Annotated in this window: 26 protein-coding genes; 15 read left to right on the forward strand and 11 right to left on the reverse strand. The window is 61.0% G+C overall.

Annotation, left to right across the window (positions count from 1 at the left end; all coding sequences use genetic code 11):
- Window positions 1–199: 199 nt before the first annotated feature.
- The 7 genes from ACMGF9_RS13255 (at window position 200) to ACMGF9_RS13285 (ending at window position 6404) form a co-directional block, all read left to right on the forward strand.
- Window positions 200–739 (forward strand): spore coat U domain-containing protein, encoded by a 540-nt coding sequence (locus ACMGF9_RS13255; protein ID WP_015377665.1) that lies wholly within the window; start codon window positions 200–202, stop codon window positions 737–739.
- A 2-nt stretch (window positions 740–741) separates the two neighbouring features.
- A complete protein-coding gene (locus tag ACMGF9_RS13260) occupies window positions 742–1245 on the forward strand; it encodes a spore coat U domain-containing protein (RefSeq protein ID WP_048323104.1) in 504 nt (167 codons plus the stop codon).
- Window positions 1245–1799, forward strand: coding sequence for a spore coat U domain-containing protein (locus ACMGF9_RS13265; protein ID WP_131164292.1), 555 nt, complete (start codon window positions 1245–1247; stop codon window positions 1797–1799). The genes ACMGF9_RS13260 and ACMGF9_RS13265 overlap by 1 nt, the downstream gene beginning before the upstream one ends.
- 24 nt (window positions 1800–1823) lie before the next feature.
- Window positions 1824–2588 carry a molecular chaperone gene (locus ACMGF9_RS13270; protein ID WP_031300493.1) on the forward strand — a complete coding sequence of 255 codons (765 nt, stop codon included), beginning with the start codon at window positions 1824–1826 and terminating at the stop codon, window positions 2586–2588.
- Window positions 2589–2655: 67 nt separating this feature from the next.
- Window positions 2656–5076 carry a fimbria/pilus outer membrane usher protein gene (locus ACMGF9_RS13275; RefSeq protein WP_021505509.1) on the forward strand — a complete coding sequence of 807 codons (2421 nt, stop codon included), beginning with the start codon at window positions 2656–2658 and terminating at the stop codon, window positions 5074–5076.
- Window positions 5077–5096: 20 nt separating this feature from the next.
- A complete protein-coding gene (locus ACMGF9_RS13280; RefSeq protein WP_004931514.1) occupies window positions 5097–6029 on the forward strand; it encodes a spore coat protein U domain-containing protein in 933 nt (310 codons plus the stop codon).
- Window positions 6030–6164: 135 nt separating this feature from the next.
- Window positions 6165–6404 carry a DUF1480 family protein gene (locus tag ACMGF9_RS13285; RefSeq protein WP_004931517.1) on the forward strand — a complete coding sequence of 80 codons (240 nt, stop codon included), beginning with the start codon at window positions 6165–6167 and terminating at the stop codon, window positions 6402–6404.
- A gap of 55 nt (window positions 6405–6459) precedes the next feature.
- Here the strand turns inward: ACMGF9_RS13285 and ACMGF9_RS13290 are convergent, their stop codons facing one another.
- Window positions 6460–7059: a C39 family peptidase gene (locus ACMGF9_RS13290; protein ID WP_021505511.1), complete on the reverse strand. Its 600-nt coding sequence runs from the start codon at window positions 7057–7059 to the stop codon at window positions 6460–6462.
- Between the two features lie 4 nt (window positions 7060–7063).
- Complete coding sequence (locus tag ACMGF9_RS13295) at window positions 7064–7456, reverse strand: ASCH domain-containing protein (protein ID WP_044031382.1); 393 nt, start codon at window positions 7454–7456, stop codon at window positions 7064–7066.
- A gap of 339 nt (window positions 7457–7795) precedes the next feature.
- On the opposite strand from ACMGF9_RS13295, the gene yniD reads away from it, so the two are divergent.
- Entirely contained in the window at window positions 7796–7888 is a 93-nt protein-coding gene (yniD, locus tag ACMGF9_RS13300) for a small membrane protein YniD (protein ID WP_021505513.1), read from the forward strand.
- Window positions 7889–7924: 36 nt separating this feature from the next.
- Here yniD and ACMGF9_RS13305 read toward each other — a convergent pair whose 3' ends face one another.
- Window positions 7925–8077: a hypothetical protein gene (locus ACMGF9_RS13305; RefSeq protein ID WP_004931524.1), complete on the reverse strand. Its 153-nt coding sequence runs from the start codon at window positions 8075–8077 to the stop codon at window positions 7925–7927.
- A 157-nt stretch (window positions 8078–8234) separates the two neighbouring features.
- On the opposite strand from ACMGF9_RS13305, the gene ACMGF9_RS13310 reads away from it, so the two are divergent.
- Entirely contained in the window at window positions 8235–8444 is a 210-nt protein-coding gene (locus tag ACMGF9_RS13310) for a hypothetical protein (protein ID WP_004931526.1), read from the forward strand.
- 147 nt (window positions 8445–8591) lie between these two features.
- Here ACMGF9_RS13310 and ACMGF9_RS13315 read toward each other — a convergent pair whose 3' ends face one another.
- Window positions 8592–10010: a serralysin family metalloprotease gene (locus tag ACMGF9_RS13315; RefSeq protein ID WP_118911582.1), complete on the reverse strand. Its 1419-nt coding sequence runs from the start codon at window positions 10008–10010 to the stop codon at window positions 8592–8594.
- A 333-nt stretch (window positions 10011–10343) separates the two neighbouring features.
- Window positions 10344–11687 (reverse strand): 2-hydroxycarboxylate transporter family protein, encoded by a 1344-nt coding sequence (locus ACMGF9_RS13320; RefSeq protein ID WP_015377657.1) that lies wholly within the window; start codon window positions 11685–11687, stop codon window positions 10344–10346.
- A 432-nt stretch (window positions 11688–12119) separates the two neighbouring features.
- On the opposite strand from ACMGF9_RS13320, the gene pckA reads away from it, so the two are divergent.
- Window positions 12120–13739 carry a phosphoenolpyruvate carboxykinase (ATP) gene (pckA, locus tag ACMGF9_RS13325; RefSeq protein ID WP_015377656.1) on the forward strand — a complete coding sequence of 540 codons (1620 nt, stop codon included), beginning with the start codon at window positions 12120–12122 and terminating at the stop codon, window positions 13737–13739.
- A gap of 64 nt (window positions 13740–13803) precedes the next feature.
- On the opposite strand, the gene ACMGF9_RS13330 is transcribed toward pckA, so the two are convergent.
- Both ACMGF9_RS13330 and ACMGF9_RS13335 read right to left on the reverse strand, forming a co-directional pair.
- The gene (locus tag ACMGF9_RS13330) at window positions 13804–14826 is read right to left on the reverse strand and encodes an alcohol dehydrogenase catalytic domain-containing protein (RefSeq protein WP_414160274.1); all 1023 of its coding nucleotides are present in this window, start codon (window positions 14824–14826) and stop codon (window positions 13804–13806) included.
- Between the two features lie 167 nt (window positions 14827–14993).
- Window positions 14994–15905 carry a LysR family transcriptional regulator gene (locus ACMGF9_RS13335; protein ID WP_004941330.1) on the reverse strand — a complete coding sequence of 304 codons (912 nt, stop codon included), beginning with the start codon at window positions 15903–15905 and terminating at the stop codon, window positions 14994–14996.
- Between the two features lie 222 nt (window positions 15906–16127).
- Between ACMGF9_RS13335 and ACMGF9_RS13340 the strand changes: the two genes are divergently transcribed.
- The gene (locus ACMGF9_RS13340; protein WP_275095792.1) at window positions 16128–17432 is read left to right on the forward strand and encodes an MFS transporter; all 1305 of its coding nucleotides are present in this window, start codon (window positions 16128–16130) and stop codon (window positions 17430–17432) included.
- Between the two features lie 29 nt (window positions 17433–17461).
- Here ACMGF9_RS13340 and ACMGF9_RS13345 read toward each other — a convergent pair whose 3' ends face one another.
- The gene (locus tag ACMGF9_RS13345; protein ID WP_076740299.1) at window positions 17462–18673 is read right to left on the reverse strand and encodes an MFS transporter; all 1212 of its coding nucleotides are present in this window, start codon (window positions 18671–18673) and stop codon (window positions 17462–17464) included.
- 107 nt (window positions 18674–18780) lie between these two features.
- Here ACMGF9_RS13345 and ACMGF9_RS13350 point away from each other — a divergent pair, with 107 nt between their 5' ends.
- The 3 genes from ACMGF9_RS13350 to ACMGF9_RS13360 all read left to right on the forward strand — a co-directional run bounded on the left by ACMGF9_RS13350 (window position 18781) and on the right by ACMGF9_RS13360 (window position 22582).
- Window positions 18781–19722 carry a LysR family transcriptional regulator gene (locus ACMGF9_RS13350; protein WP_075684873.1) on the forward strand — a complete coding sequence of 314 codons (942 nt, stop codon included), beginning with the start codon at window positions 18781–18783 and terminating at the stop codon, window positions 19720–19722.
- Window positions 19723–19883: 161 nt separating this feature from the next.
- Window positions 19884–21143 carry an MFS transporter gene (locus ACMGF9_RS13355; RefSeq protein WP_414160275.1) on the forward strand — a complete coding sequence of 420 codons (1260 nt, stop codon included), beginning with the start codon at window positions 19884–19886 and terminating at the stop codon, window positions 21141–21143.
- Window positions 21140–22582 (forward strand): glycoside hydrolase family 32 protein, encoded by a 1443-nt coding sequence (locus tag ACMGF9_RS13360; RefSeq protein ID WP_414160276.1) that lies wholly within the window; start codon window positions 21140–21142, stop codon window positions 22580–22582. Before ACMGF9_RS13355 ends, ACMGF9_RS13360 begins: the two co-directional genes overlap by 4 nt.
- 41 nt (window positions 22583–22623) lie before the next feature.
- On the opposite strand, the gene ACMGF9_RS13365 is transcribed toward ACMGF9_RS13360, so the two are convergent.
- The 3 genes from ACMGF9_RS13365 to ACMGF9_RS13375 all read right to left on the reverse strand — a co-directional run bounded on the left by ACMGF9_RS13365 (window position 22624) and on the right by ACMGF9_RS13375 (window position 25628).
- Entirely contained in the window at window positions 22624–23625 is a 1002-nt protein-coding gene (locus tag ACMGF9_RS13365; RefSeq protein WP_414160277.1) for a LacI family DNA-binding transcriptional regulator, read from the reverse strand.
- 69 nt (window positions 23626–23694) lie between these two features.
- Window positions 23695–24258, reverse strand: coding sequence for a HutD family protein (locus ACMGF9_RS13370; RefSeq protein WP_156865560.1), 564 nt, complete (start codon window positions 24256–24258; stop codon window positions 23695–23697).
- A complete protein-coding gene (locus ACMGF9_RS13375; RefSeq protein WP_411749122.1) occupies window positions 24258–25628 on the reverse strand; it encodes a formimidoylglutamate deiminase in 1371 nt (456 codons plus the stop codon). Before ACMGF9_RS13375 ends, ACMGF9_RS13370 begins: the two co-directional genes overlap by 1 nt.
- Window positions 25629–25809: 181 nt before the next feature.
- On the opposite strand from ACMGF9_RS13375, the gene hutC reads away from it, so the two are divergent.
- Window positions 25810–26565, forward strand: a complete 756-nt coding sequence (hutC, locus tag ACMGF9_RS13380; protein ID WP_015377644.1) for a histidine utilization repressor — start codon at window positions 25810–25812, stop codon at window positions 26563–26565.
- Window positions 26566–26710 lie beyond the last annotated feature (145 nt).

Below are 26710 nucleotides of genomic sequence, written 5' to 3' on the forward strand. Positions count from 1 at the left end.
ATTCTAATCATTTCACTTTATCGCTATACCTCGCCTGCGAGCCCCGTCAGCCGGGGAATGAGAATAAAAAGTTTCTCGTTTTCATCAAGACAATTCCCGATTCTTATTCTATTAATTAAAGTGCAGCTAAATGAATACGTTCAACCCACCTCTGGGTGGCGTCTTTGCGGGCTTTCTCTCATACGGCAAGGAATATAAGATGAAAAAAACTCTGATGGCATTGACCTCGGTAGCAACCCTGCTGTGCGCCAACGGCGCGGCTAACGCAGCAGGCACCATTCAAGGCACGTTAGGCGTGACGCTGACCATCGGCGCCGGTTGCGTCGTGGGAGGCGGCAACAGCAGTGGTTCCGTCAACGACTTCGGCTCCATCAGCTTCGGCACTTACTCTTCACTGGCCAACATCATCGACGCCAGCGCCACCGGCGCAGGGGGGGCCGGTACGCTGTCATTGACCTGCACCACCGGCACAGACTACACGGTGGCGCTGGACAACGGGCTCCACGTCACTTCAGGCACCCAACGCCGCATGGCCAGCACGGCAGGCGCATTCATCAGTTATAACCTGTACCAGGATGCCGCACGCACCACCGCCTGGGGCAGCGGCGCCAACGCGCGGACCGGCACCGGCACCGGCGCCGCTGTTCCGCTGATCGTCTATGGCCGCGTACCGGCGGCCGGATCTACCCCGGCGGCGGACACCTATAACGACACCGTCACGATGACGGTCACCTGGTAACGGTGCGGCGCGCGCTTTGCTGCTGCGGATTATGGGCGTGCAGCCTGTTGGCGCAGGCCGACAGTAAAACCGCGACCCTCGGCGTCAGCGCGACCTTGCTCAGCGCCTGTGAGGCCGGCAGCAGCTCAGGTGGCAACGTCAGCTTCGGCACGCTGAATTTCGGCACGCTGTATTTTCTCAGCACCGCAACCAGCGTCGCCGGGCAGCAAAACGCCGGCGCCATTCGGGTGAAATGCACCAACGGCACCAGCTACAGCGTTCTGCTTGGCGGCGGGCAAAGCGGCAATACCGCTGCCCGCTACCTGCAAAGCGCGGCAGGCCAACGGGTGAATTACAACCTGTACACCAACGCCGCCCACAGCACCATTTGGGATAATCTGACGGGCGTGTCACAAACCGCCAACGGTACGGACAACTGGCTGCCGGTCTATGGCATGATCCCGGCGCAGGCCACACCCCCGACAGGCAGCTACACCGATACGGTACAGGTCACGATCAATTGGTAATGACGATGCGCGCTTTCATTTGCGGTTTGCTGTTCTGCCTGCCGCTTTCCCCGGCCCAAAGCGATACCGGCGTCAACGACTTGACCAAAAGCCAGCCGTTCACCGTCAATGCAACCGTGGTAAAAGGCTGCGTATTGGGCAGCGGCGTCAGTGACGTGACCACCTTCGGCACACTGAACTTCGGCCAGTTGTCCTCGCTGAGCAACGCAGTCAGCATCGTCTCCAGCAGCGGTGCCGGTTCGGTGCTGTTTCGCTGCAACCCGGGGCTGAGCGTTACGCTGGCCCTCGGCGTCGGCAATCACGTGACCGGATCCATCGCCGGCGGCAGAAAATTACAAAATGCCGTCACGTCGGAAACGCTGCTGTATCAACTTTATCAAGACAGCAACTACGCCACCCTTTGGGGAGATGGCGCCAACGGCGGCGCGGCGCAGACCGTCGCCGCCACTGGCAGCACGCAAGAAATCAAAGTTTACGCCCGTCTGTTTTCGACCAGTACCCTGCCCACCAGTGGCGTTTACAGCGATACGGTCTTGTTGACGGTCACTTATTAAGTTTTTTGCAATAAGGATTGAGTTATGCGCATACCCTTCCGACTGCCGTTAACGGCAGCCTTGCTCCTGGCAAGCCAACAGCACGCCCTGGCCGCGGCTTCCATTCTCATTTGGCCGATCGATCCGGTGATTGAAGATCAACAGCAGGCCACCGCGCTGTGGCTGGAAAATCGCGACAGCAAACCGGTCTATATGCAAATTCGCGTGCTGGGTTGGCAGCAAACCGCCGGCAAAGACGATTACAGCAACCAAAGCGACGTGATCGCCAGCCCGCCGGTGGCGTCGATCGCGCCAGGCAAACGCCAACTGATACGCCTGATCAAACAGTCGGCCCCGGCGGCGGGACAGGAGCGCGCCTACCGCATTTTGGTCGATGAAGTGCCGGTGAAAGAACCCGCGTCGAGCGCCGCTCCCGGCGGCGCGGAGATGGGGCTGAAATTCCAGATGCGCTACTCGGTGCCGCTGTTCGTCAGCGGCAAAGGCATTTGGACCAAACAAGACAGCGAAAAACCGCGCGATTACGCGACCGCCAGCCAACCCCAGCTCAGCTATCGTCTACAGCAGCAAAGCAGCGAACGCTGGCTGGAGGTGCGAAACCAAGGCGCAGTGCATGCTCGTATCTCGAAAGTGACGCTGCAAGGCCGCAGCCTGAATCCCGGCCTGATGGGATACGTGCTGCCCGGTTCACAGATGCGCTTCGCCTTGCCGCCCGCAGGCGCTTTCAGCAGCGGCAAGCTGATGGCCACGGTCAATGACAACAAACAGCCCGTAGCCATTCCGTCTTATTGAGGCCCAGGTGCAGCCGACAGGGAGGCTATCGACGCGGCGCTTCAGCCTTAAGCCGCTGACGTTTGCCATGCTGAGCATGGCGGCCGGCGGCTGGCTGCCGTTTGCGCTCGGCGACGATCTGCCGCCGCCGCCCAGCGCCGTCAGCATGCCGGACACCACGCTGTATCTGGAGCCGGTCGTCAACGGGCGCCAAACCGGCAACGTCGTGCCGGTCAACTACCGCGGCGGCCATTACTACATGACACCCCAACAACTGCTCGACGCCGGGCTGCCGGTAGCGGATAAACAGGCGAAAGAAATCGCCGTCGATCGGCTGGAGAAGGTGGATGTCAGCTACAGCGGCGAGAGCCAGCAGTTGCTGATCAACGTGCCCAACGACTGGTTGCCACAGCAAACCATCGGCGCCCGTTCACCGTTGCAGCGCTTGCCGGCGCAAAGCAGCCTCGGTTTGCTGTTCAACTACGACATCTACGCCAGCCAAAGCAACGGCAATGGCCGGCCGGGCTACCTGTCGGCGTGGAGCGAACAGCGCCTGTTCGACGGGTTCGGCGTCGTCGCCAACACCGGCATCTACCGCAGCGGGTTTAACGGCGGGCCAAACGACGATGGCGGCCGCTATATTCGGTACGACAGCTACTGGCGTTTCAACGATGATCAACGGATGCTGAGTGTGATCGCCGGTGACCTTACCACCGGCTCGCTCCCCTGGAGCAGCGCCGTGCGCATCGGCGGCTTGCAATTGGCGCGCAATTTCGCGGTGCGCCCGGATCTTATCACCTACCCGTTGCCGCAGTTTTCCGGCCAGGCGGCATTGCCCAGCAGCGTCGATTTATACATCAACAGCTATAAAAACAGCACCACCAACATTAATCCCGGCCCGTTTACCCTCAACAGCGTGCCCTACATCAACGGCGCGGGTCAGGCCACCGTCGTCACCACCGACGCCCTCGGCCGCCAGGTCAGCACCACGGTACCGTTCTACGTGGCCAGCAACCTGCTGCAGACCGGCATGAGCGATTTCAGCATTTCCACCGGCTTGCTGCGACGCAACTACGGGTTGAATTCTGCCGATTACGGGCAATGGGTAGGCAGCGCCAGTTTACGTTACGGCGTCACTGATTGGTTAACCCTGGAAGGACGCGCCGAAGGCGCAGCCGAGTTGGCGGTCGGCGGCGGCGGCGCCGACATTCGCGTCGGACAATGGGGGGTTCTCAACGCGTCCTACAGCGTCAGCCAGGCCGGCGACGACGCGTTTAACGGCGGCCGGCCGATACCATCCCCCACCTATTATGACCCGCTGACCGGCAGGCCGTTGCAGCAGCCAGATCCTCAGCCCGTCTATCGCTACACCGGCAACCACGGCGATCAAAGCAGCTTTGGCTACACCTACAGCAACCCACGTTTCAGCCTCAACGCGCAACGCATCCTGCGCAGCGCCGATTTTGGCGACATTTCCGTGTATAAAAGCGACTACCGTCTGAGCCGTCGCACCGATCAGTTGACCGGCAGCGTCAGCCTGGGCCGGCTAGGCAGCCTCGGCGCCGGTTATTTTGACGTTCGCGACGCCATCGCTCAACGGACCCGCCTGGTGAACCTGTCCTACAGTGTGTCGCTTTGGCGCAACAGCAGCCTGTACGCCTCCCTCAACCGGGAAATCGGCAGCAGCGGTTACAGCGCCCAACTGCAGCTCTCCATTCCGTTTGACAGCTGGGGCACGGCCAGCCTCAGCGCCGCGCGCGACAACAATAACCGCTGGAGCGAACGCGTCAGCTACAGCCGCGCCGCGCCGACCGATGGCGGTTTCGGCTGGAATCTGGCCTACGCCAATAACCCGAGCGGCGGCGATTACCGCCAGGCGGATCTGACCTGGCGAACCCGCAGACTCGAAGCCCGAGCGGGCGTATACGGTACCCGCGATGAAACCAACCACTGGGGCGAAATCAGCGGTTCGCTGGTGGCGATGAACGGCGGCGTATACGCCACCAACACCATCAACGATGCCTTTGCGCTGGTGTCCACGCAAGGATACGCCGACATTCCGGTGAGCTATGAGAACCAGCCGATCGGCAAGACCGATGCCCAGGGCTATTTACTGGTGCCGACCGTCACCTCTTACTACCATGCGAAATTCCAGATTGATCCGCTTAGCCTGCCCGCCGACGTTGCGCTGCCGACGGTGGAAAAAACCGTCGCCATTCGCGATCACAGCGGTTTTCTGGTTGAGTTCCCCATCCAACCCATCTCCGCCGCCGACGTCGAACTGGTTGACGAGCAAGGCAAACCGCTGGCCAACGGCAGCCAGGTGGCGGTGGTTGGCGGCAATCAGCAAAGCTATGTCGGTTGGGACGGCATGACCTATATCGACCCGGTGCAACAACACAATCGCCTGAGCGTGATCCCGGCCGACGGCGGCCCGCCGTGTCAGGCGGAATTCAGTCTGGCGAAGCCTCAGGGCATCCAGCGCGTCGGCCCGGTTGTCTGCCGCTAATTCAACGACGGAGAGTCACTATGTTTCGGGGATTGAAAGCCTTATTGCTAACCCTCTCGCTGCTGCTCTGTCAGCGCGCATTCGCCGACTGCGCCACCACCAACGGCACCGTCACCTTACCGGGAAGCAGCTCTTTCGTGGTCTACAACGGGCAGATTAACGCCCAGGGCACTGCCGGCCTCAACTGCACCGGGCTCGGGCTCAGTTTGCTGTCGCAAAACACCGTCACGGTCAAAATCGCCTCCACCACCAACAATATGGCGGTTGCCAACACCGACGGTTCCGGCGATAAAATCGCTTACCTGATCTACCCCGACGCCAACTACCAATATCCTTACAGCATCGGCCAAACCATCGACTACAGCTCGCTCAACCTGCTGTCGCTGATCCTGATTTCCTCCAACGTCAACTTTCCGCTGTATATCAAAACCACCGCCGGCGCCAACGTGCGCGCAGGAACCTATACCGACAGCATCAACCTGATCTGGAATTACCATATTTGCGGTCTGGGCGTGCTCGGCCTGTGCGTTTGGTGGGACGGCGTCGATAAACCCAGCACGGTCAGCGTCAGCGTCACCATCACCAAAGATTGCCTGATCGGCACCGCGCCCAACGTCAACTTCGGCAGCATGGCGTTGGTCGGGCAGTTCAATCCTGTCAATCAGAGCATCACCCTGACCTGCACCAAAACCGAGGGATACAACACCTATTTCACCAACGGCAATAACCCGGTCACCGGTTGGCGGCGCATGAAAAGCGGCACCAGCAACTTCATGCAGTACCAGATTTACTTGCCTAATACGACGACCGTTTGGGATAGCACCAACAAACAGAGCGGCGCCGGCACCGGGCTGGCGCAAAGCATCCCGTATAAGGCGGCGGTCAATGCGGCGCAGACGGAAGTGGCGGTCGGCAGCTATCAAGACAACCTCAGTTTTGTGGTGGAGTACTAGGCGTTGTGTTTTGCCGGCGTGGAAATTGTTTCCAAAATGTAATTTTTATGTGGCATTTTTTGCTCATTTGGCTATGCTCTTACCGATGACTGAACTGGTCTAACCTCCTACCACACCATTGAGCAAGGAGTTCCCATGAGCAAAACCGTCGTAAAAATTGGCAGCTTCGAGGTCGATGACGCGCATCTTCACGCCGGCGCCGACCGTGCCGGCACCCTGAGCATTCCCTGCAAGTCCGATCCGGATCTGTGCATGCAGCTGGACGGCTGGGATGAACATACCAGCATCCCGGCGATCCTCGACGGCAAACAGTCGCTGCTGTACAAGCAACACTACGATCGGCAGGCGGACGCCTGGGTGATGCGGCTGGCATGATAGTGCATCAGAACGGCTGACAACGCGCTGTTTTCATCGGAAACAGCGCGTTTTCTTATGCGATGGCGATGCCGCGGCCGGCAAAGAAAGGGGCGAAGCGGCTGAGCGGCAGGCATACCCGCTCGCGCGTCGCCGGGCTGTCGCCCGAAGGGTTGTGGAAGGTCACGCTTTGCGCATCGGCGGCGGTGATCAGCACCAGATGCCCGCCCCTGTGCGGCGGCGTGCTCTCCGGCCGGCGAATGGCGGGATGCACCGAAGCGATAAAGTAGCGGCATTCGCTAAGCAGCGCCGGCACGTCGGCAGCGTCCAGCCCCACCTTCACCTCCGCTTGCAGCGCGAACTGCTCGCGCACGTACTCGACGAACGGCGCGTAAATCAGGCCCTTTATCCGTTCACCCTCGCGCACATAGGCGCCGTAGGGCAGGCTGCGGCGCGCCAGTTCCAACAGCGGCGGCGTTTCGCCGTCGCGATGGCCCAGCACCATTTTCAGGCAGGCCATGCCGCACACGTGGTTGGCCCACTCGATGTACTCTGCCCGATCGCGGGCGCCGCTGCGCGCCCAATTTTCGTCTTGCGCCAGCGTCGCGCGGCCGGCTATCAGATCGGCGGCCAACTCCGGGCTCGCCCACTGGCACTCGTAGGGAACGGCGCGCATCAGTTTAGAACTTGTCGACAACTTTGAAATTCATCAGCACCAGCGTCATGTCCGGCGAGAACAGATCGTACGCTTCGAAGAAGCGCTGCAGCTCTTTGCGCCAATGCGCCAGCGAGCGATCGCCCTCGCCTTCGGCAAAGGCGTGCGCTTCATCGACCTGATCGTAAGTTTTCATTTCCACCGCGGTCAGCTCGACCGCGCAGACCGGCTCCCCCTTGCCGTCCACCACCAGGAACAGATCGCCGGCCTGCGGGATCCCCTCGCCGTCCAGGTTGGAACAGGTGGCCGTTTTGGTGCCATTGAGGATCAATTGCACCACTTCATCGGCCTGCTGCTCGGTATCGCCGAATGCCCAACGCTCAAGGTGTTCGTATTTCTGTGGAATTGCCGTCGCCATGATTATACCTTTTGGAAAAATGCCTCAATGCAGACAGGATAGTACAACGTATTGCCGGCCGTCTGCATCCGTCGCAGGCGCGACTGCGCGTTCCGCCACCGCCACCTTTACGCGTTTTTACCGTTCTTCGCTGTGCCTGTCGCGCTGCGGGGCGCATACTGTGAACATTATTCACCCAATGGCGTCCGCCAGGCGGTAACATGCGGCAAAATGACATCGATGCTGACGATACGTTCAGCGACTTACTCAACGGCGTCGCGTTAGTGACGCTTTTCCTCATCCTCCTCGCCGGCGGGTGGTATTTCAGCTAAAAGGGAGGGCAGCGTGGCAACAAAACGCATGGGCAACAAGCTCGGTAAAATGGTGGTGGTGCTGCTGCTGATCTGCCTGGCGCTGCTGCTGTTGCGTTGGGCGGCGATCGCCTTCGGTTGATCCCGCGAAATGACGCCGGCAACGCCGGCGCCCTGTTCACCGCCGCCGTGGCGCGGTCGGCTCCAGCAACTCCCGCAAATAGGCCAAACGCGCCTCCCCCTGAAGCAACCAGCGGCGACACAGCCAATGCTGCGTTTCACCCGTGCGGCTTAGGCGGTAGTACTCCGCCAAGGTTTCGACCCAGTTCATGATGTTTTCTCCTGCTTTTCGACACCGCAAGTATTGAGCGTAAAAACCAGAAGAAATACTGATGGCTTGTTTTTTATGCTTCCTGTTTTAGGCGGCGGCTAGCGAAGCCGCAGCTCAGCTGCTACATTGGGCAAAAATCAACCAACCGAGGTAAGCCATGACGTTCTCGGAACAGGAGATTAAACCCGTATGGGATGAGGTCGCACGCCTGATCGGCGACGGCGTGATGCAGCTGCGTCATCGCGGCGAAGCGCTGTCGGTGGAAACGCTGGAAAAACATCTGGCGCGGCAGCTGGCGGACAGCAACGATATCGAACGGCGCATCCTGCTCGGCGCCGCCATCAACATGCTGAAAGGCGGAAAATGAATCGCCAACCGAAGAAGGTTGGCGATCCGACAGAAGCCCGAGGTATGCAAGCCCGGCCTTCTGCGCGCTACTATGTCACGCTAATATGACGTAATTAATAGGAATTGTCGGGTTTTTGCCCAAAGTGCCCTATTTTTGTTGCCTCCATCAGGCCAGCACGAAATCACCCGCATCCAGCGGCTGTCCCACCACTTTCACCAGGAAATCGCTGCCGTCAAAGGCGCCGCCCAGGTTGATCGCCACGTCACTGACGTGATTTTGCGCATCGTAGCTCAGCGTCGCCTCGCCCGCCTTGCCGCTGAACTGATCGACGAAGCGGATGCCGTCGGCGCTGCCGGTGTTGAACAGCGTCAGATCGATCTTGTCCTCGCCGCGCACGAAGTCGCGGATCCAATCCGGCGCCGCCGCCGTTGACTCTTCCGCCGCGAAATAGACGAAGGTGTCCTTGCCGGCGCCTCCCCACAGCTGATCCGCCCCCTTACCGCCGTACAGCACGTCATCGCCCGCGCCGCCCTTGAGCACGTTATCGGCGGCGTTGCCCACCAGCACATCGTTACCCGCCCCGCCGATGGCGTTTTCAATCGTTACGCCGGCAGCGATAGACACGTTGCCTTTCAGGCCGCCGACGTCCGAGAACGCCTTTTCATTCAGGTTGATGCGCTGATTCTGGCCAAAGCCGGAGAAATCGAAGGTGTCGTTGCCGCCGGCGTCCCAGGCGGTGAAGATTATTTTGTCCTGCGCGCCGGTGGCGGTGAGGAAGTCGCGATCGGTGTTGGAATTGAAACCGTAAACCGTATCACCGGTGCGGGTGGTCATGTTGGCGCCGTAGAAATGCTGGATCGCCGTGATGTCATTGAGCAACGGCCCGGAAGAGTACGCGCCTTTAAAGTCCTGCCCGGTGTTGCTTTCGCTGAAATAGCTCATCAGGCTGTGCGCGCGGCTGTCCTCAAAGTAGGTCGCGTCTTTAGCGTAGGTGATGCTGACGCCCGGTGCGGCGTTATAGTCGCCCGGGTGCTGCAGCCCCAACGCATGGCCGATTTCATGGGTGAAGGTCTGGCGACCGTACTCGTTCTCATGGATCTGGTTGTTGACGAAGGTGTGGTTCTTGGCGTTATACCAGGTCTGCCCGGCGACCGAAGGCGAGGTGTCCGGGTTATACGCGAAGGCATAGGAGCCGCGCGAGCTGTAGTCGAACAGGCCGAATTTGATGTTGGCGGCGGCGGTGTTGCTGGTTTCAGTGAAGGTGATGTTAGCCACGTCTGACCATGACTGCAGCGACAGTTTAGCCTGCTCGCGCTGTTCGGGGTTAAAGCTGCTGAAGCCGCTGATGCCCATGCTCGACATGTTGCCCGGCGCCTTTTCCCAGAAGCTGTAGGTCAGAGAGACCGGCGTGTCGGTCACGCCCTTGTCGTGCCAACTGCGATCGCCGCGCACCAGCTCCAGGCCGGCGTTTTCGAACGTTTTCGACGGATGAAGCACGGTAATGGTGTCGTCTTCATCGGGTTTATAAGCGCCCAGCAGGGCTAATACGCCTTCGGCCTTAACGGAAGCATTGCTTGATGACATAACCTTATCTCCATATTCGTCAATTCAATCGGGGGGATGCCCCAACTGGCGGATTGCCTGAACGGCAGCGGCCCGGTGTTGAATCAATACGGGGATATCGGTAATGCGATGGCGCCTTCCCTCGGCACTCTGAATGAGAACGATAATCCCTTAAGAGAAAAGAATAGACACATTTTCACCGATTACAGAATTTTCTTAGATAAAGTACGGCTATGCATTTGCGCCACACGAATGATTTTCAAGGCAATAATCAGCACTATCACGATAAGCGAAAAAAAATGCATAAAAAAACCGGGGCAATCCAACCCCGGTTATCCATAAGATACTCTGGACTCAGACTAACCAACCAAGCAGCAGCGTCGCACCGATGACCGTGGAAGCGCCGCCGATGCGCGTGGCGATTTGGGCGAACGGCATCAGCCCCATGCGGTTCGACGCCGACAGGATCGCCACGTCACCGGTGCCGCCCAGGCCACTGTGACAACAGGTGACAATCGCCGCTTCCACCGGAAACATCTTCAGGTAAGGCGCAATCAGGAAACTGACCAGCCCCATCGACAGCACTACCGAGCCGCAGACCACCACATAACCGACCGAGAACACCGCCACCACGCTTTCCAGCGGCACGTACAGCATGCCCAGACCGATCATCAGCGGCCACACCAGCGCGGTGGAGACGAACTTGTAGAAACTGTGCGCGCCGGTTTCCATCGAAGCCGGGATCACCCGGCAGTACTTGCACAGCACCGCGAACAGGATCATCAGCACCGGGCCGGGAATATGCACGATGTGTTCGAACAGGCCGCCGACGATAAAGAAGGCGCAGATCACCAGCAGCCCGCCGCCCATCAGTTGAAAATCGACGTTGCCGCCTTGCTCCTTGATGGCGAACATCGCGTTCTCCTGCGCCGAACGGATCAGCATGCCGTCGCCGCTCAGCGCCTTGCGCTGCATACCAATGCGCGCCAGCACCCCGGCGGTCACGATGGCGAAGATGTTACCCAGCACCGCCGCCGGCGCCAGCTGCGCGACATAGACGTCCGGCGTTGAGCCCAGGATCGCCGAATAGGCCAGCGACAGCGGTAAAATCCCCTCGCCGATGCCGCCGCCGATGATCGGCACGATGATGAAGAAGAAGGTGTGATAGAAGGTAAAGCCAAACAGCTTGCCCACCAGCAGCCCGGTGATCACCGCCGTGATCGTGCCCACCACCAGCGGCACGAACATGCGAATCATCCCCTGGATCAGGATCACCCGGTTCATGCCGAGAATGCTGCCGACCACCAGACTGGCGATGACGAAATAGAGCAGGTTGGCGTCTTTCATCAGCAGATGGACGGTGCCCATGACGTTAGGCTGGAAGACATTGAAATAGACCAGCACCGACGGCACCATCAAACACAGAATGGCCGGCCCGCCGATATCGCGCAGCACGGGAATACTTTTTCCCAACTGCGCCAGCGCAAAGCCCAGCGTCATTATCACCGCCAGGCCGCCGATCATATTCTTTGGCAGGAAGTTGGCGTAGGCGGAAATCGCCACGATGGCGCAAATCGTGATAAACAAGGCGATCGGTACCGCGCCGATATCCATTTGACGAAGTTGATTAATTAACCCTGAGGATTCGGACGATGCCGTATTTTTATCACAGGCCAGTTCTGCATTTATCTGTTTCATTATTCACCCTGCTGACAAGCGTACAGTACGGTTAGATTCACCTGGCGCAAAAACTCTGCCATAGCCAAGCAAAAACAAATGATTACGAAAAATCCTATTGTGGATTTCGCTTTTTCTAATAAGAAATAAAACAGTAGACAGCCCTGACAATATGATAAAAAATAAAAATGCAAAACTAAATTACGCCGGCGAAATTCAATATTGTGACCCTCCACCAAGGTTGGTTTTAATTAATTATCGTCAGCATTTTGTAATTAAAGTAAGCAGGCTTAAATTCGCTGCTATGCTATAGGAGGGCGAAAAATCCCCCTGTTTTATTAATAAAGAACCGGAAACGCATTAGCTGAATCCGGTCAGCTTGATCCGAATCTCAATCCTGCGCGCGGCACCGCACGGGAAAGAGGCATAATATGACTCATAAGGAAGTAGAATATGTCTTCACGCGCTGTTACCCCACAAACCCTCGCTCGCTACGGCATCCATCAGGCCGCCGACATCGTCTATAACCCCAGTTATGAATTGCTGTTCGCCGAAGAGACCCGCGCCGACCTGCCGCCGCTGGAGCGCGGCACCCTCACCCAACTGGGCGCGGTCAACGTCGCGACCGGTGAATTTACCGGCCGTTCGCCGAAGGACAAATACATCGTGCGCGACGACACCACGCGCGATACCGTCTGGTGGTCGGACAACGGCACCGGCAAGAACGACAACCAGCCGCTCTCGCCGGAAGTCTGGCAGCATCTGAAGACGCTGGTGGGCAATCAGCTCTCCGGCAAGCGTCTGTTCGTGGTGGACGCGTTCTGCGGCGCCAACGCCGACACGCGTCTGAAAGTGCGCTTCATCACCGAGGTGGCCTGGCAGGCGCACTTCGTGAAAAACATGTTTATCCGCCCGAGCGACGAAGAGCTGGCTGACTTCGAGCCGGACTTCGTGGTGATGAACGGCGCCAAATGCACCAACCCGGACTGGCAGCAGCAAGGGCTGCACTCGGAGAACTTCGTCGCCTTCAATCTGAGCGAGCGCATGCAGCTGATCGGCGGCACCTGGTACGGCGGCGAAATGAAGAAAGGCCTGTTCTCGATCATGAACTATCTGCTGCCGCTGCAGGGTATCGCGTCGATGCACTGCTCGGCCAACGTCGGCGAGCAAGGCGACGTGGCGGTATTCTTCGGCCTGTCCGGCACCGGCAAAACCACCCTCTCCACCGATCCTAAGCGTCAGCTGATCGGCGATGACGAGCACGGCTGGGACGACGACGGCGTGTTCAACTTCGAAGGCGGCTGCTACGCCAAAACCATCAAGCTGTCGCCGCAGGCGGAGCCGGAAATCTATCAGGCGATCCGCCGCGATGCGCTGCTCGAAAACGTCACCGTGCTGGCCGACGGCAGCATCGACTTCGACGACGCCAGCAAAACCGAGAACACCCGCGTCTCTTACCCGATTTATCACATCGAGAACATCGTCAAGCCGGTGTCCAAAGCCGGCCACGCGCGCAAAATCATCTTCCTGACCGCCGACGCCTTCGGCGTGCTGCCACCGGTATCGCGCCTGACGCCGGAGCAGACTCAATACCACTTCCTGTCCGGCTTCACCGCCAAGCTGGCCGGCACCGAACGCGGCATCACCGCGCCGACGCCGACCTTCTCCGCCTGCTTCGGCGCCGCGTTCCTGACGCTGCACCCGACGCAGTACGCCGAAGTGCTGGTGAAACGCATGGAGGCCGCCGGCGCCCAGGCTTACCTGGTGAACACCGGCTGGAACGGCAGCGGCAAGCGTATCTCGATCAAAGATACGCGCGGCATCATCGACGCCATCTTGAATGGCGACATTGAGCAGGCCGAGACCTTCACGCTGCCGATCTTCGGGCTGAACGTGCCGACCGCACTGCCGGGCGTCGATCCGTCGATCCTCGATCCGCGCAAAACCTACGCCGACGAATCGCTGTGGCAGGAGAAGGCGCAGGATCTGGCGCAGCGCTTTATCGACAACTTCGCCAAATATACCGTCACCCCGGCGGGCGAAAAGTTGGTGAAGGCCGGGCCTAAGCTGTAAAGCAACCAGGGCGCCGCAGCGCCCTTCATACCTGTCTGCAAGGGCCGAACCCTCGGCCCTTTTCTCACGCCGCCGACGGCACGAAAACGCCGCGAAAACGCATGTTGCCAGAGGCAAGCCGCTCATAAGCCTCCGTGGCTTGATCCAGCGTGAAAGTCTCGACCATCGGCTTCACTTTGCCTTTCGCCGCCAGGTTCAGCACCTCACTCAGGTAGTGCTGCCCACCGTGGGTCGATCCGATCACCCGCTGACGCATCATATGGAACGGCACCCCTTCCGAAGAGATCGCGAACGGTTTACTGAAGTCCAGCCCGCACAGCACCACGCGGCCATCTACCCGCAAGCCGCTCATCGCCTCCTGCGCGGAGTCGAAGTCATTGGTGGTCACCAGCAGAATGTCCGCGCCGCCGTTCTCCCGCAGCGCCTGCCCGGAGGCGACGATGCGATCGGCGCCCAGTTGCTTCGCCAGCGCGTGCTTGTCCGACGAATGGGTGATGGCAACGGTATCGAAACCGCAGGCTTTGGACAACTGCAACGCGACGTGCCCCAGCCCGCCAATGCCTAACACCGCCACCGTCTCATGCGGCAGCGGCGCCGCGTCGCGCAGGCCGCTCCAGGTGGTATACCCCGCACACATCATCGGCGCGGCGTCGATGTAAGACAGCCCGTCCGGCAGCAACACCGTGCCTTCAGCGGCGATGGCGATATACTCGGCGTGGCCGCCCTGGGCGGCAAAACCGGTGGTGCGCGGCGCCGGGCAGTTCATCGCCGTTTGCCCGCTTAGCGGTCGATTTTCACGGCAGTACGGGCAGCGGCCGCAGGCCGATTGCACCCAGGTGGTGCCGACGCGATCGCCAATCTGCCGCGTATGCACGCCGGCCCCCACCTCAACCACTTCCCCCACCACTTCATGGCCGGGCGTTTGCGGATAAATATCGCCGCCATATCCTTGCGTCGCCCATACGTCGGTATAACACATGCCCGAGGCGTGCACTTTGACCAGAACCTGGCCCGGCTCTGTGCGGGGCATCGGCACCTGTCTGATTTCCCAGGGCCGGTTGGCGCCGGTCATAACTACCGCTTTCATCTTCTTATCCATCATCAACTCCTCGCAGCAGGGTGGCGCCCGGCGGTTGCCCGGCGTCTCCTCATGAGCGTAAGGCAGGCTCCACGCCGCAACAATGCAGGCGAACCTCACTGTGGAGATGAAGGCGGCTCACTAATTGGCGTAGCCAAAAGCAGAACGCGAACGCATCAGGACTGCGCCGCGCGCAGATACTCGATCAACGCCTTCAGCGCGCCCGACACGTGGCGATGGCCGGAGTAATAGAGGCACAGCCCCGGATAAGCCGGACACCACGCGTCCAGCGCGCGCTCCAGGCGCCCATCGTGCAGCGCTTCCAGCGCCAAATGTTCAGGAACGAAAGCGATGCCGATACCGTCGATGGCGGCGTCCACCATCAGAGGCTGATCGGTCAGCGTCAGCGAGCCGGTAACGCCGATCGACTCGCTCACGCCATCACGTTCGAATTCCCAGCGGTAAATCGTGCCGCTGTCGAAGCGAAAGCGGATGCAGTTATGACGCAGCAAATCCTGCGGCGTCGCCGGGCGCCCATGGACGGCGAAATAGCCGGGCGCGGCGATGGCGGCGAAACGCACGGGCGGGCTGACGCGCATCGCGATCATGTCCTGCGGTACGGCTTCCGCCAGCCGAATGCCGGCATCAAACCCCTCGGCGACGATATCGCTCAGCTTGCCGTCGCAAACGATGTCCAGGTGGATATGGGGGTACTCGCGCAGGAAATCGGCCAGCAACGGACGCAATACCAGCCTGACTGCCCCTTCGCTGGCGTTGATGCGCACGGTGCCGCTCGGCGTGGCGCGCCATTCATCCACTTCATGCAGCGCCTGCGAAATAGACGACAGCGCCGGGCGCAGCTGCGCCGCCAAACGCTCACCCGCTTCGGTCGGCGCCACGCTGCGCGTGGTGCGGTTGAACAGCCTCACCCCAAGCCGCTGTTCCAGGTTTTTTATCGAGTGGCTGACCGCCGACGGCGTCACCTCCAGCTCCACCGCCGCCGCGTGAAAGCTGCGATGGGTGGCAACGGCAAGAAAAACGGTCAAGGCGAACAGATCGCCCTGTTTGAACGGGTAAGCAGCATTCATGGGGGCATCGCAAAATAGTGACATAAATTGAACAATTAACATGCCACAGATGAACACGGCTCACAATGCGGCGCAATCCGCGTTTTCGCCGATGTGTGCCCCGGATGGTGGCGCATCGAGGGCATGCGCTGAGCGCCTCACAGTTCCCGCTGAAATCAATTGATTGTTTTGTCGTATAAATTTAGAACTGACGAACAATAATTCAAATGTATGGGAACGGGGATGACTCAACAGACTCTAGACGCGCGCCGCTCGCGTCAGGCGTTGCTGGCCGGCTCGGTCGGCAACTTTATCGAATGGTATGAGTTCGGCGTATACGGGTTCCTGGCCACCGTTATCGCCGCCAATTTTTTCACCCTGCAGGGTGAAAATGAAATCACCAGCCTGATCCTCACCTACGCCGCCTTTGCGCTGGCGTTTTTCTGCCGACCGATCGGCGCGGTGATCTTCGGCCGCATCGGCGATCGCATCGGCCGCCGGCCGACGCTGATTGCGGTTCTGCTGCTGATGACGCTGGCCACCGCGCTGATCGGCGTCATGCCGACCTACGCTTCGATCGGCGTCGCCGCCCCGCTGCTGCTGACGCTGCTGCGCATGTTTCAGGGGTTGTTCGCCGGCGGCGAATTCGGCGGCGCGGTATCGCTGATGACCGAGTTTGCTCCCAAGGGCAAGCGCGGGCTGTTCGGCGCCTGGCAATCGCTGACCGTCGCGCTCGGCCTGCTGGCCGGCGCCGGACTGGTGGCGCTGCTGGCCGCGCTGCTCAGCGCTCAGCAGTTGCATGACTGGGGCTGGCGTATTCCCTTCCTGCTGGCGCTGCCGATGGGCGCCGTGGCGCTGTGGCTGCGGCTCAAGCTCGAGGAAACGCCCACGTTCACCCAGGCGCAGCAACGTGCGGAACACGCCGCCCCACCGCCGGAAGCGAAACTGGGCGGCGTGGTGAAAACCATTCTGATCGGCATCGGCCGCATGATGGGTTGGTCGGCCGCCGGCTATACCTTCCTGGTGGTGATGCCTTCCTATTTGCAAACCTCGCTGCACGCCACCTTCCAACAGGCGCTGGTGGCGACGGTGCTGGCCAACGTCGGTTTCGCCCTGACCATTCTGCCGGCGGGCATCATCAGCGACAGGCTGGGACGAAAAACGGTGATGCTGACGGCGGTGGCGGCGGTGATCCTGTTCACCTTTCCGCTGCTGCACCTGTTGCAGGATGCGCAAAGTTCACTGTGGGTCAAAGGGCTGGCAGTGATGATCGCCGGCGCCGTGGTCGGCCTGCTGGCCGGTCCCGGCCCGGCGATGCTGGCGGAGATGTTCCCGACCCGGGTGCGTTACACCGGTTTGGGGCTGGCTTACTCACTTTCCAATGCGGTGTTTTCCGGCTCTGCCGGATTGATTATCACCGGCCTCATCAAACAGACCGGCAATATCGATATTCCCGCCTACTACGTGGTCGCCACGTCGGTGGTCAGCCTGTTTGCGCTGATGACGCTGCGCCGTGACGATCACCTGCGTTCGCTGAACGAACGTTAATCTCGCTACAGGGGGCGACGCCGCCCCCCTCAGCGCGCCGCGGCGCGGCGTTCGGCGCTGAAGCCGCGCTTTGCACTGCCCCAGGCAATGCTCCACCCCACCAGCAACAGGACAAAAGCCATCCAGGGGATGGCGTTAGCGCCGACGTTTGCCAGCAGAATTCCGCCCAACGCGCCGCTGACGGCAAAAGCCAGATTAAAGAAAGTGACCAGCAGCGACTGGGCGAGATCGGCATGCTCACCCGCTGCATCCGCCAGTGATGTCTGCAACAGCGTTGGCGCACCGCCGAAACTCAATCCCCATGCCGCCATGCCAACGTAAACCGCCCCGGCGGGCAAACCGTTCACGCCAAACGCCAGCGCCACCAACGCGAAGGCCGCCAGGCTGAACAGCACCAGCGCACGCAGCCAGCGATCCACCCATAAGCCGGTCAGCGCAATGCCCGCAACGGCGGCGATGCCGAACGCCAACAGCGCCAAATCCACCCTGGCCGCCAGGCCGCGCGCGGCAAGATAGGGCGCAAGATAGGTATACAGCGTGTAATGAGCCAGGATCCAACACGCCAATACGGCAAGGATAGGCCGCACGCCGGGAAGACAGAAAACCTCACGCAAACGCGCATTGCCTGGCGTTCGGCGACCGTAAAATTCGGGCAGCGTCAGCCGGATCCACACTAGCAGCAACGCGCTCAAGCTCGCCAGCACGGCAAAAATCCAGCGCCAATCCAACAGTTCGCCAAGCCAGGCGCTCATCGGTACGCCCAACGCCAACGCCAGCGGGATCCCCAGCATGGCGATCGCCATCGCCCGCCCTTGCAATGAGACGATGGCCAGGCGGCGCGCGTAACCCGCGAGCAGACTCCACGTCACCCCGGTAGCGATGCCGACCAAAAAGCGCGCCCCCAGCGTCACGCCAAAACAGGGTGACAACGCCGTCACCGCGTTGCAGATCAAAAAGATGCCGATCGCCAACAGCAGCAGTCGGCGACGCGGCCACCCGCCCAGCGCTAACGTCAGCGGGATCGCCGCCGCCCCGGCGCCCAGCGCGCACAACGTCACCATTTGCCCCGCCCACGCCTCGCTGATGCTCATGCCTCGGGCTATCTGCGGCAGCATGCCGGCCGGCACAGTCTCATTAGCGGTCGCGATGAAGCTGCTCATCGTCAGCGCCAGCAATGCTTTCAGCGGCGGCAGCGCGCCATGCGCATTATCGTTATCGGTGGAAACAGAGTGAACATTCATTACTAACAACTCCCATGGTCAATTGCAGAGTCATCAGCGTCTCACCTTGCATACGGATTGATAATTGGCCTACCATTTGAATTATTTTCAAATCCAGATTGATAAAAATGGCAACGGACAGACTGGGCGACATGCGTTTATTTGCCGAAGCGGCGGCATCGGGCAGCCTTTCTGCCGCCGGCCGCAAACTCGGCCTTTCCCCCGCCGCCGCCAGCGCGCGGTTGTTCAAGCTGGAAGCGGCGCTGCACAGTAAACTCTTCGATCGCACCACTCGCCGCCTGCGTCTCACTGAAGAAGGGCGCATTTATCTGCAACACTGCACCCTCGCGTTGCAGGCGATTGCCGACGGCGAGGCGGCTCTGCAGGCCAGCCAAAGCGGCGTGTGCGGTAAACTTCGCCTCTCGGCCTCCGCCGATTTCGGGCGCAACCTTCTCAATCAGTGGATTGAAGAATTTTGCGCCGAACACCCCCGGCTGCAGATCGCGCTGACACTGTCGGACTCCCTATCCAACCTGCTGCAGGACGATCTGGATATCGCCATTCGTTTCGGCGCGCCGCGCGAAGAAACGCTCATCGCGCGGCGCCTGGCCGCCAGCCGACGCGTGCTGTGCGCCTCTCCGGCGTATCTGGCGCAATATGGCGAGCCGCGCACGCCGGCCGATCTCACCGGCCATCGTTTTATCGTACTGGTGACCGCAGCCGGCCCGCTGAATACGTTCCATTTCTCCCTGGACGGCCAGGCCTGGAGTCACACGGTGCCGCTGGAGAGCGCCTGGGAGACCAATGACGGCGCGCTGGCGCGCCAGTGGGCTTTAGCGGGGCACGGCATCGCGCGTAAAACCATCTGGGATGCGGCGGACGATATCCGCAGCGGGCGTCTGAACGTCATTCTTCCCGACTTCACCCCGCATGAAGCCGGGATCTACGCCGTGTTTCGCCGCTCGCCCTATCAGCCGCCGCGCGTGCGCCTGCTGTTGGATTTCTTGATCGCCCGCTTTGCGGCCGCCAGCCAATCACCGCCGTTTCATGTCCCCCCGCAGGATGCGTAACCGCGCTCGTTAATCCGCGTCTCTGCGTGAGAAACATCACAAATCAATAATGTTAACGTTAACTTTTGTGATTAACATCGCATGTGTGATATCGGACAGCTTCATCCCTTCACGAGTTAACGTTAACAATAAAGCTGATTTCACTCACCGGGACCTTATCCATGAACCGCGAAACGAAAAAATATTACATGCTGCTCAGCGGCCTGCTGTTCTTCTTTTTCTTCACCTGGTCTTCCAGCTTTTCACTGATCTCACTCTGGCTGAATCAGAAGATCGGTCTTAAAGGCGCCGAGACCGGCCTGATCTTCTCCGCTATCTCGCTGGTGGCGCTGTGCGCACAGCCGCTGTACGGGTTTATTCAGGACAAACTTGGGCTGCGCAAGCACCTGCTGCAGTTTCTCGGCGTGATGCTGCTGCTGACCGGCCCGTTCTTTATCTACGTTTACGCCCCGCTGCTGGCGAGCAGCCTGCCGCTGGGTGCGTTGGTCGGCGGACTGTTCATCGGTGCCACTTTCTTCGCCGGCATCGGCGCGCTGGAATCTTATACCGAGCGCGTCAGCCGCATCAGCGGTTTCGAATTCGGCCGCGCCCGCATGTGGGGCTCGCTCGGCTGGGCCAGCGCCACCTTTCTGGCCGGTTTTATCTTCAATATCGATCCGAACATCAATTTCTGGCTGGCCTCCGCCGCCGCCGTGGTGTTTCTTTTGCTGCTCAGCCAGGTGCGCGAGCTGAAGCCGAACGCCATGGCCGGCCTGGCGTTTGGCAAACCGGAGAACCTGCGGCTGCAGGACGCGCTGGCGCTGCTGCGCATGCCGGGCTTCTGGGCGTTGGTGGTGTTTGTGCTCGGCATCAGCGTATACAACATTTTCGATCAGCAATTTTCGGTCTACTTCGCCTCACAGTTCGCGTCACGCGAACAGGGCAACGAGATGTACGGTTTTCTCAACTCGCTGCAGGTCTTCCTCGAAGCCGGCGGTATGTTTCTGGCTCCGCTGCTGGTGAACCGCATCGGCGCCAAGCGGGGGCTGTTGCTGGCGGGCAGCGTGATGGCGCTGCGCATGTTCGGCTCCGGCTTGGTCAGCGGCGCCTTGATGATCTCCGCCATGAAACTGCTGCACGCCGTAGAGCTGCCGATCCTGCTGATCGCTATCTTCAAATACATCGCCAGCCGCTTCGACAGCCGCCTCTCCTCCACGCTGTACCTGGTGGGCTTTCAGTTCATCACCCAGGTGATGGCCAGCTTCCTGTCGCCGCTGGCGGGCTACGGTTATGACCGCATCGGCTTTGCCGACACCTATCTGCTGATGGGCTGCGCGGTCGCCGCCACCACGCTTGTTTCCTGTTTCCTGCTGCGCGGCGAACGTTCCGCCACGGCAGCGCCCTTTCCATCCGCCATTAAATCAAGTGAGTCTGTCCAATGAACACTGCCTTAGCTCAAGCCGACCATGCGGTCGAGGCCCTGCGCGCAGAGCGCCGAGATGATTACTACCCGCAGTTTCATCTCGCGCCGCCCGCCGGCTGGATCAACGATCCCAACGGTCTGATCTGTATTGACGGCGTCTATCATGCCTTCTTCCAGCATCACCCCTACAGCGAACACTGGGGGCCCATGCACTGGGGGCACGCGACCAGCCGCGATCTGATCCGCTGGCAGCACCAGCCCATCGCCCTGGCACCCGATGCGTCCTATGACCAAGACGGTTGCTTTTCCGGCTGCGCCGTGGATGACAACGGCGTGCTGACGCTGATTTACACCGGCCACGTGTGGCTGGGCGAGCCAGGCGACGACAGCCAGGTGCGGGAAGTGCAATGTCTGGCCACCAGCGAAGACGGCATACGCTTCGTCAAGCACGGGCCGGTGCTGGCCCCGCCGGACGGCATTCAGCATTTCCGCGATCCGAAAGTCTGGCGCGAGAACGGCGAATGGTGGCTGGTGGTCGGCGCTAAAGAAAACGGCCTGGGCCAGGTACGCCTGTACCGTTCTGCAGACCTGCGCGCCTGGCGCTTCGATCGGGTGCTGGCCGGCGCGCAAACGGCGCATCAAGGGTATATGTGGGAATGCCCGGATTTCTTCCCGCTGGGGGAACAGCACCTGCTGCTGTTCTCGCCGCAGGGCCTGGCGGCGCAGGGCTACCGCTACCGCAATCGCTTCCAGAGCGGCTATCTGCTCGGCCATTGGCGGCCGGACGGCGACTTCAGGGTGACCCAGCCCTTCTGCGAGCTGGATGCCGGCCACGATTTCTATGCGCCGCAGACCTTCACCGCCGCCGACGGCCGTCGGCTGCTGTTTGCCTGGATGGATATGTGGGAATCACCGATGCCCAGCAAAGCGCACCGTTGGGCCGGCGCCCTCACCCTGCCGCGCGAGCTGACGCTGGCCGCCGACGGCAGCGTCCGCATGAACCCGGCGCGTGAACTGGCGGCGCTGCGCCGAGCGTCGCACTCGTTTTTGGCGCAGACGCTGACCAATCAGCATTTGCCGCTGGCGAACGATGTGCAGGAACTCACTCTGACATTGAGACCGGCCGACAACGACGCCGAGCGTTACGGGCTGGCCATCGGGAGTGCAGCGCGGCTGTTCGTCGATAATCAGGCGCACCGACTGGTACTGGAACGTTTTCATGAAAACCCCGCCCTGAGCACCTGCCGCAGCGTGCCGCTGCCGGAGGGTGACATCCTGTCGCTGCGGATCTTTATCGACCGTTCATCGCTGGAGATTTTCGTTAATCAGGGATTGGCCTGCCTGACCAGCCGCATTTATCCGACGGAGGGAGATCGCCGCCTCAGCCTGTTTGCCGAGGGCGGACGGGCAGAGTTCGAGCCCATCACAGGATGGCAGTTGGCTAGCATCTGGGGATAGTGGGAATGAGCACCGGGCGCGCAGCGACGCACCCGGTGCGGTTACAGCGAACCACGCGCCAACAGCGGGCAAGGCACTTTCACCGTATCACGCTGTTCCCGCTGCTCGATCACATGCAGCGCCGCAAGGCGGCCCAGCTCGTAGTGCGGCAATTGCACCGTCGTCAACGCCGGCAGGAACAGCTCGCCGATGCCAACCATGTTGTCGTAGCCCAGCACCGCCACCTGTTGCGGTATCCGCCATCCTTGCGCCAGCAATACCTGATAAACCAGAAAGGCTATCCGATCGTTCCCGCATACCACGACATCGCAATCGCGCCGGCCGGCAGAGAAATGCCGCGCCAGCAGCGCGACGCAGTCGCGATAGCCTTGATCGCCGCCGCTCAGATCGAGATGATACTGCCGCAGCTGTTCAACATCGCGCCCTGCATCGCGCCAGGCGCGCTCCAGACCGCGGCGGCGCAGCCCCGCCGCCAGCGTATCCGCCGGTAAATGTATGCACAGCGGCGAACGATAGCCTTTGGCGATCAGCGTGCGCGTGGCGTCATACTGCCCTTGCTCGTCATCAGGAATGTAGCTGGCGATCGAATGCGCCGGGCTGACGCAGTTGGCCAACACCAGCTTTTTGTCCAACAGTTTGGCCGGCACATCCACCTGACGCAGCCCCATGGTGGTGAAGATCACGCCGTCCGGGCGATGCGCCAGCAGCAGATCGACGGTCTGTTCGGCGTTGTCGTCGGCAAACAGATTGACGACGAAGCTGTTCCAGCCGCGCTCGCGCGCGGTTTTTTCAATCGACAGGATCATATCCACCGAGAACGGCGTCGTGGCGGTGTCCAGCGCCAGCACGCCGAGCGTCTGTACGCGATTTCCGTCACCACGAATACGCCGCGCCGACAGATCCGGCACATAGTCCAACTGGTTGATAGCCTGTTTGACGCGCCGATAGGTTTCCGGCCGCAGCTTGCCGGGCTCATTGATGGCGCGGGACACCGTCATCAACGAGACTCCGGCAAGTTTTGCGACGTCTTTCAGCGAAGCCATGCGCCCTTCTTTATGATTAATGAGGAAAAGTGAATAATCCCATAACCAGGCGCAGGACTCTACTCCGCGTTAGCAGGCTGTGATGTCCGCCCACAGAATAGCGCCGTCGGCCGTCAGCGGCTTCACCTCGTCGCTCACCGCCTGCGCCGCCCACCAGACGCCTTCGCGCGCCCGCAGCTCGCCGCCCCCCGGCAGCGACCAGACCCCGCTCAGCACATACAGCACGCCCGCCCGGTTGGGTAGCAGGGTGACGGGCGCCGTGCTGCGCCGCACCTCGGCCGCCTGCCGGCCGCGGCGCGTCATGATGTTGAAATCCTGACTGGCGCCGCCCAGCAGCGTCGCTTCCAGCGCCACGTCGCCGGAAAACGCGAACGGCTCCCCGACGCGCGCCAACTGATGGTCGATATGCCCAGCGCTGAACAGCCGCACGCCGTCGCCTTCCAGCAGGGTGATCGAACGATCGATGCCCGCAAAGGCGGAAAACGGCCCGTCCTGCGCGATGGTGGCGATGCTGGCGCGCCAGTCAAAATCCTGCGCGCCCGGCGGCCAGCTGACGATTTCACGGGTTTCCCCACCGCCGTTGCGCCACGGGCTGACCGGCAGCGCGGCAAAGTTAAAACGGGTCAGGCCCATTACGCCTCCTGCTGAAAGGTTTTCAGCACCTGCAGGAACTCGGCGCTGCTCTGCTGCTGCAGCGCGTGCCGTCCCTGCTCGATCACCTGCTGGCCGCCGACGAATACGTCGCGAATTTGCTCTTTGCCGCCGGCGAACAGCCAGCGGTTAAGGATCGAGGCGTCCGGCGCCGCCGCCAGATACGGATCGTCCCCGTCCAGCACCAGCCAGTCGGCGCGATAGCCGCTCTGCAGCCGACCGATCGGCGCGCCGCATGCCTGCGCGCCGCCCTGCAGCGCCTGCGAGTACAGCACATCGCCCACCGCCGACTGTTCCGGCGTCGTCAGGCGATTGCGACGCTGATCGCGCAGCCGCTGGCCGTATTCAAACCAGCGCAGCTCTTCCACCACGTTGAGCGAAACGTGGCTGTCGGAACCGATGCCCCAGCGCCCCTGCTGCTGCAGGTACGCGTCGCCGGGGAAAATACCGTCGCCGAGGTTGGCTTCGGTGGTCAGACACAGGCCGGCCACCGCTCGGCTGCGCGCCAGCGCTTCCAGCTCGTCGCGATCCAGATGGGTGGCGTGCACCAGACACCAGCGCTGATCCACCGGCAGATGGTCATACAGCCAGGCCACCGGGCGCTGCCCGCTCCACGCCAGGCAATCGTTCACCTCTTTTTGCTGCTCGGCGATATGAATATGCACCGGCAAGGTGCGATCCGACGCGGCCAAAATCTGCTGCATCTGCCCCAGCTCCACCGCACGCAGCGAGTGGAAACACAACCCCTGATTCTGCAACGGACGATCCGCCAGCTGGCGAGCAATCACCTGCTGCTGTTGCAGATAGCCTTCGGCATCCTGGATAAACCGTTTCTGCCCCGGTTGGGCCGGCTGGGCGCCAAAACCGGCGTAGCTGTACAGCACCGGCAGCATCGTCATGCCGATGCCGGCCTGATGCGCGGCCTCGCTGAGGCGGCCGGTCATCTCACCGCGATCGGCGTAAGGCTTGCCGTCGGCGTCGTGATGCAGGTAGTGGAATTCGGCCACCTGGGTATATCCGCCCTTGAGCATTTCGATATACAGTTGACGGGCGACCACCTCCACCTGCTCCGGCGTCAGGCGCTGCACCAGCCGATACATCAGATCGCGCCAGGTCCAGAAGCTGTCCTGCGGGTTGCCCGCCACTTCCGCCAGCCCCGCCATCGCGCGCTGGAAAGCGTGGGAGTGCAGGTTCGGCATGCCCGGCACCGCATCGCCGTGCAGCCGGGTGCAGCCTTGCGGTTCAGCGTCGGCGGTAACTTGAGTCAGGTAACCTTGCGCATCGACGTCCAGCCGGACGTTATGCGCCCAGCCCTCAGGGAGCAAAGCGCGTGGGGCAAAATAAGCAGGCATGGCAGTATTCCACGGTTGATGTAACGGTGAATGAGGCGCGGCGATGGCGCGCATTCAGGAATTTTTTGGCGGCCGCCGGCAAGTTTCTGGCGCGACGGCCACTAGTTGTATATACATATACATACGCCGACATCAACAGTAAACTGGTGTTATTATTTTTTTATTTGACGAGGTTAACGTCGTGGCTGAACAACAGACCGTGTTACAACTGGCGGCTGCAATGAGCGATGCCCCCGCCCCGATCTACCAACGGGTCAAACAGGCGATCGTGAATCAAATCCGTGCGGGGCATTGGCAACCGCACCAGCGCGTGCCCTCCGAAAGTGAACTGGTGGCGGAACTGGGCGTCAGCCGCATGACCATCAACCGCGCGCTGCGCGAGCTGACCAGCGAAGGTTTTTTGATCCGCATGCAGGGCGTCGGCACCTTCGTCGCCGAAGCCAAGGCGCATACCGCACTGCTGGAAGTGCACAACATCGCCGATGAGATCGCCGCGCGCGGCCATCGCCACAGCAGTAAAATCCTCGAGCTGAAGGCCCGCCCGGCCAGCGAGGAAGAAGCGACGGCGCTGGGCATTCAGCCCGGCCAACGGCTGTTCTACTCCCAGATCGTGCATTACGAAAACGACGTGCCGGTGCAGGTGGAAGACCGCTGCGTCAACCCGCTGGTGGCGCCGGATTACCTGAAGCAGGATTTCGACCGCGTCACCCCTTACACCTACCTGACGCAGGCCGCGCCGCTGACCGCCGGCGAACACATCGTCGAAGCGGTGATCCCCACCCGGCGGGAGCGCGAGCTGCTGCAGCTGGAGGATCACGAACCCGGCCTGCTGATCCATCGCCGCACCTGGTCCGGCAAAACCGTGGTGACCTCGGCGCGGTTGCTGTACCCCGGCAGCCGCTATCAGCTGTTCGGCCGCTTCACCAGCGAAGTCTGAACCCCGGCGGGCGCGCCCTGCGCCCGCATCTCCGCTGTCGATCACATCCTGATAACAAAATCTCGCCCGCCTCTTGTGACATCCCGGTGAATGCGTTAGGTTATTTTTAATTGTATATACAACCATGTGGGAGCTGCGGCTCCGG

Source organism: Serratia sp. BNK-23 (genome assembly GCF_047456145.1).
Lineage (GTDB): Bacteria > Pseudomonadota > Gammaproteobacteria > Enterobacterales > Enterobacteriaceae > Serratia > Serratia nematodiphila.

Excerpts from the sequence above, each read along its gene's own strand:
- ACMGF9_RS13295 (WP_044031382.1), bottom strand. The coding sequence starts at position 7,456 with ATGGCGACGGCAATTCCACAGAAATACGAACACCTTGAGCGTTGGGCA.
- ACMGF9_RS13370 (WP_156865560.1), bottom strand. The coding sequence starts at position 24,258 with ATGGGCCTGACCCGTTTTAACTTTGCCGCGCTGCCGGTCAGCCCGTGG.
- ACMGF9_RS13375 (WP_411749122.1), bottom strand. The coding sequence starts at position 25,628 with ATGCCTGCTTATTTTGCCCCACGCGCTTTGCTCCCTGAGGGCTGGGCG.
- ACMGF9_RS13310 (WP_004931526.1), top strand. The coding sequence starts at position 8,235 with ATGACGTTCTCGGAACAGGAGATTAAACCCGTATGGGATGAGGTCGCA.
- ACMGF9_RS13305 (WP_004931524.1), bottom strand. The coding sequence starts at position 8,077 with ATGAACTGGGTCGAAACCTTGGCGGAGTACTACCGCCTAAGCCGCACG.
- ACMGF9_RS13270 (WP_031300493.1), top strand. The coding sequence starts at position 1,824 with ATGCGCATACCCTTCCGACTGCCGTTAACGGCAGCCTTGCTCCTGGCA.
- ACMGF9_RS13280 (WP_004931514.1), top strand. The coding sequence starts at position 5,097 with ATGTTTCGGGGATTGAAAGCCTTATTGCTAACCCTCTCGCTGCTGCTC.
- ACMGF9_RS13330 (WP_414160274.1), bottom strand. The coding sequence starts at position 14,826 with ATGAAAGCGGTAGTTATGACCGGCGCCAACCGGCCCTGGGAAATCAGA.
- ACMGF9_RS13345 (WP_076740299.1), bottom strand. The coding sequence starts at position 18,673 with ATGAATGTTCACTCTGTTTCCACCGATAACGATAATGCGCATGGCGCG.
- ACMGF9_RS13290 (WP_021505511.1), bottom strand. The coding sequence starts at position 7,059 with ATGCGCGCCGTTCCCTACGAGTGCCAGTGGGCGAGCCCGGAGTTGGCC.
- ACMGF9_RS13365 (WP_414160277.1), bottom strand. The coding sequence starts at position 23,625 with ATGGCTTCGCTGAAAGACGTCGCAAAACTTGCCGGAGTCTCGTTGATG.
- ACMGF9_RS13285 (WP_004931517.1), top strand. The coding sequence starts at position 6,165 with ATGAGCAAAACCGTCGTAAAAATTGGCAGCTTCGAGGTCGATGACGCG.
- pckA (WP_015377656.1), top strand. The coding sequence starts at position 12,120 with ATGTCTTCACGCGCTGTTACCCCACAAACCCTCGCTCGCTACGGCATC.
- ACMGF9_RS13355 (WP_414160275.1), top strand. The coding sequence starts at position 19,884 with ATGAACCGCGAAACGAAAAAATATTACATGCTGCTCAGCGGCCTGCTG.
- ACMGF9_RS13265 (WP_131164292.1), top strand. The coding sequence starts at position 1,245 with ATGACGATGCGCGCTTTCATTTGCGGTTTGCTGTTCTGCCTGCCGCTT.
- ACMGF9_RS13360 (WP_414160276.1), top strand. The coding sequence starts at position 21,140 with ATGAACACTGCCTTAGCTCAAGCCGACCATGCGGTCGAGGCCCTGCGC.
- ACMGF9_RS13335 (WP_004941330.1), bottom strand. The coding sequence starts at position 15,905 with ATGAATGCTGCTTACCCGTTCAAACAGGGCGATCTGTTCGCCTTGACC.
- ACMGF9_RS13320 (WP_015377657.1), bottom strand. The coding sequence starts at position 11,687 with ATGAAACAGATAAATGCAGAACTGGCCTGTGATAAAAATACGGCATCG.
- ACMGF9_RS13255 (WP_015377665.1), top strand. The coding sequence starts at position 200 with ATGAAAAAAACTCTGATGGCATTGACCTCGGTAGCAACCCTGCTGTGC.
- ACMGF9_RS13315 (WP_118911582.1), bottom strand. The coding sequence starts at position 10,010 with ATGTCATCAAGCAATGCTTCCGTTAAGGCCGAAGGCGTATTAGCCCTG.
- yniD (WP_021505513.1), top strand. The coding sequence starts at position 7,796 with ATGGGCAACAAGCTCGGTAAAATGGTGGTGGTGCTGCTGCTGATCTGC.
- ACMGF9_RS13340 (WP_275095792.1), top strand. The coding sequence starts at position 16,128 with ATGACTCAACAGACTCTAGACGCGCGCCGCTCGCGTCAGGCGTTGCTG.
- ACMGF9_RS13275 (WP_021505509.1), top strand. The coding sequence starts at position 2,656 with ATGCTGAGCATGGCGGCCGGCGGCTGGCTGCCGTTTGCGCTCGGCGAC.
- ACMGF9_RS13350 (WP_075684873.1), top strand. The coding sequence starts at position 18,781 with ATGGCAACGGACAGACTGGGCGACATGCGTTTATTTGCCGAAGCGGCG.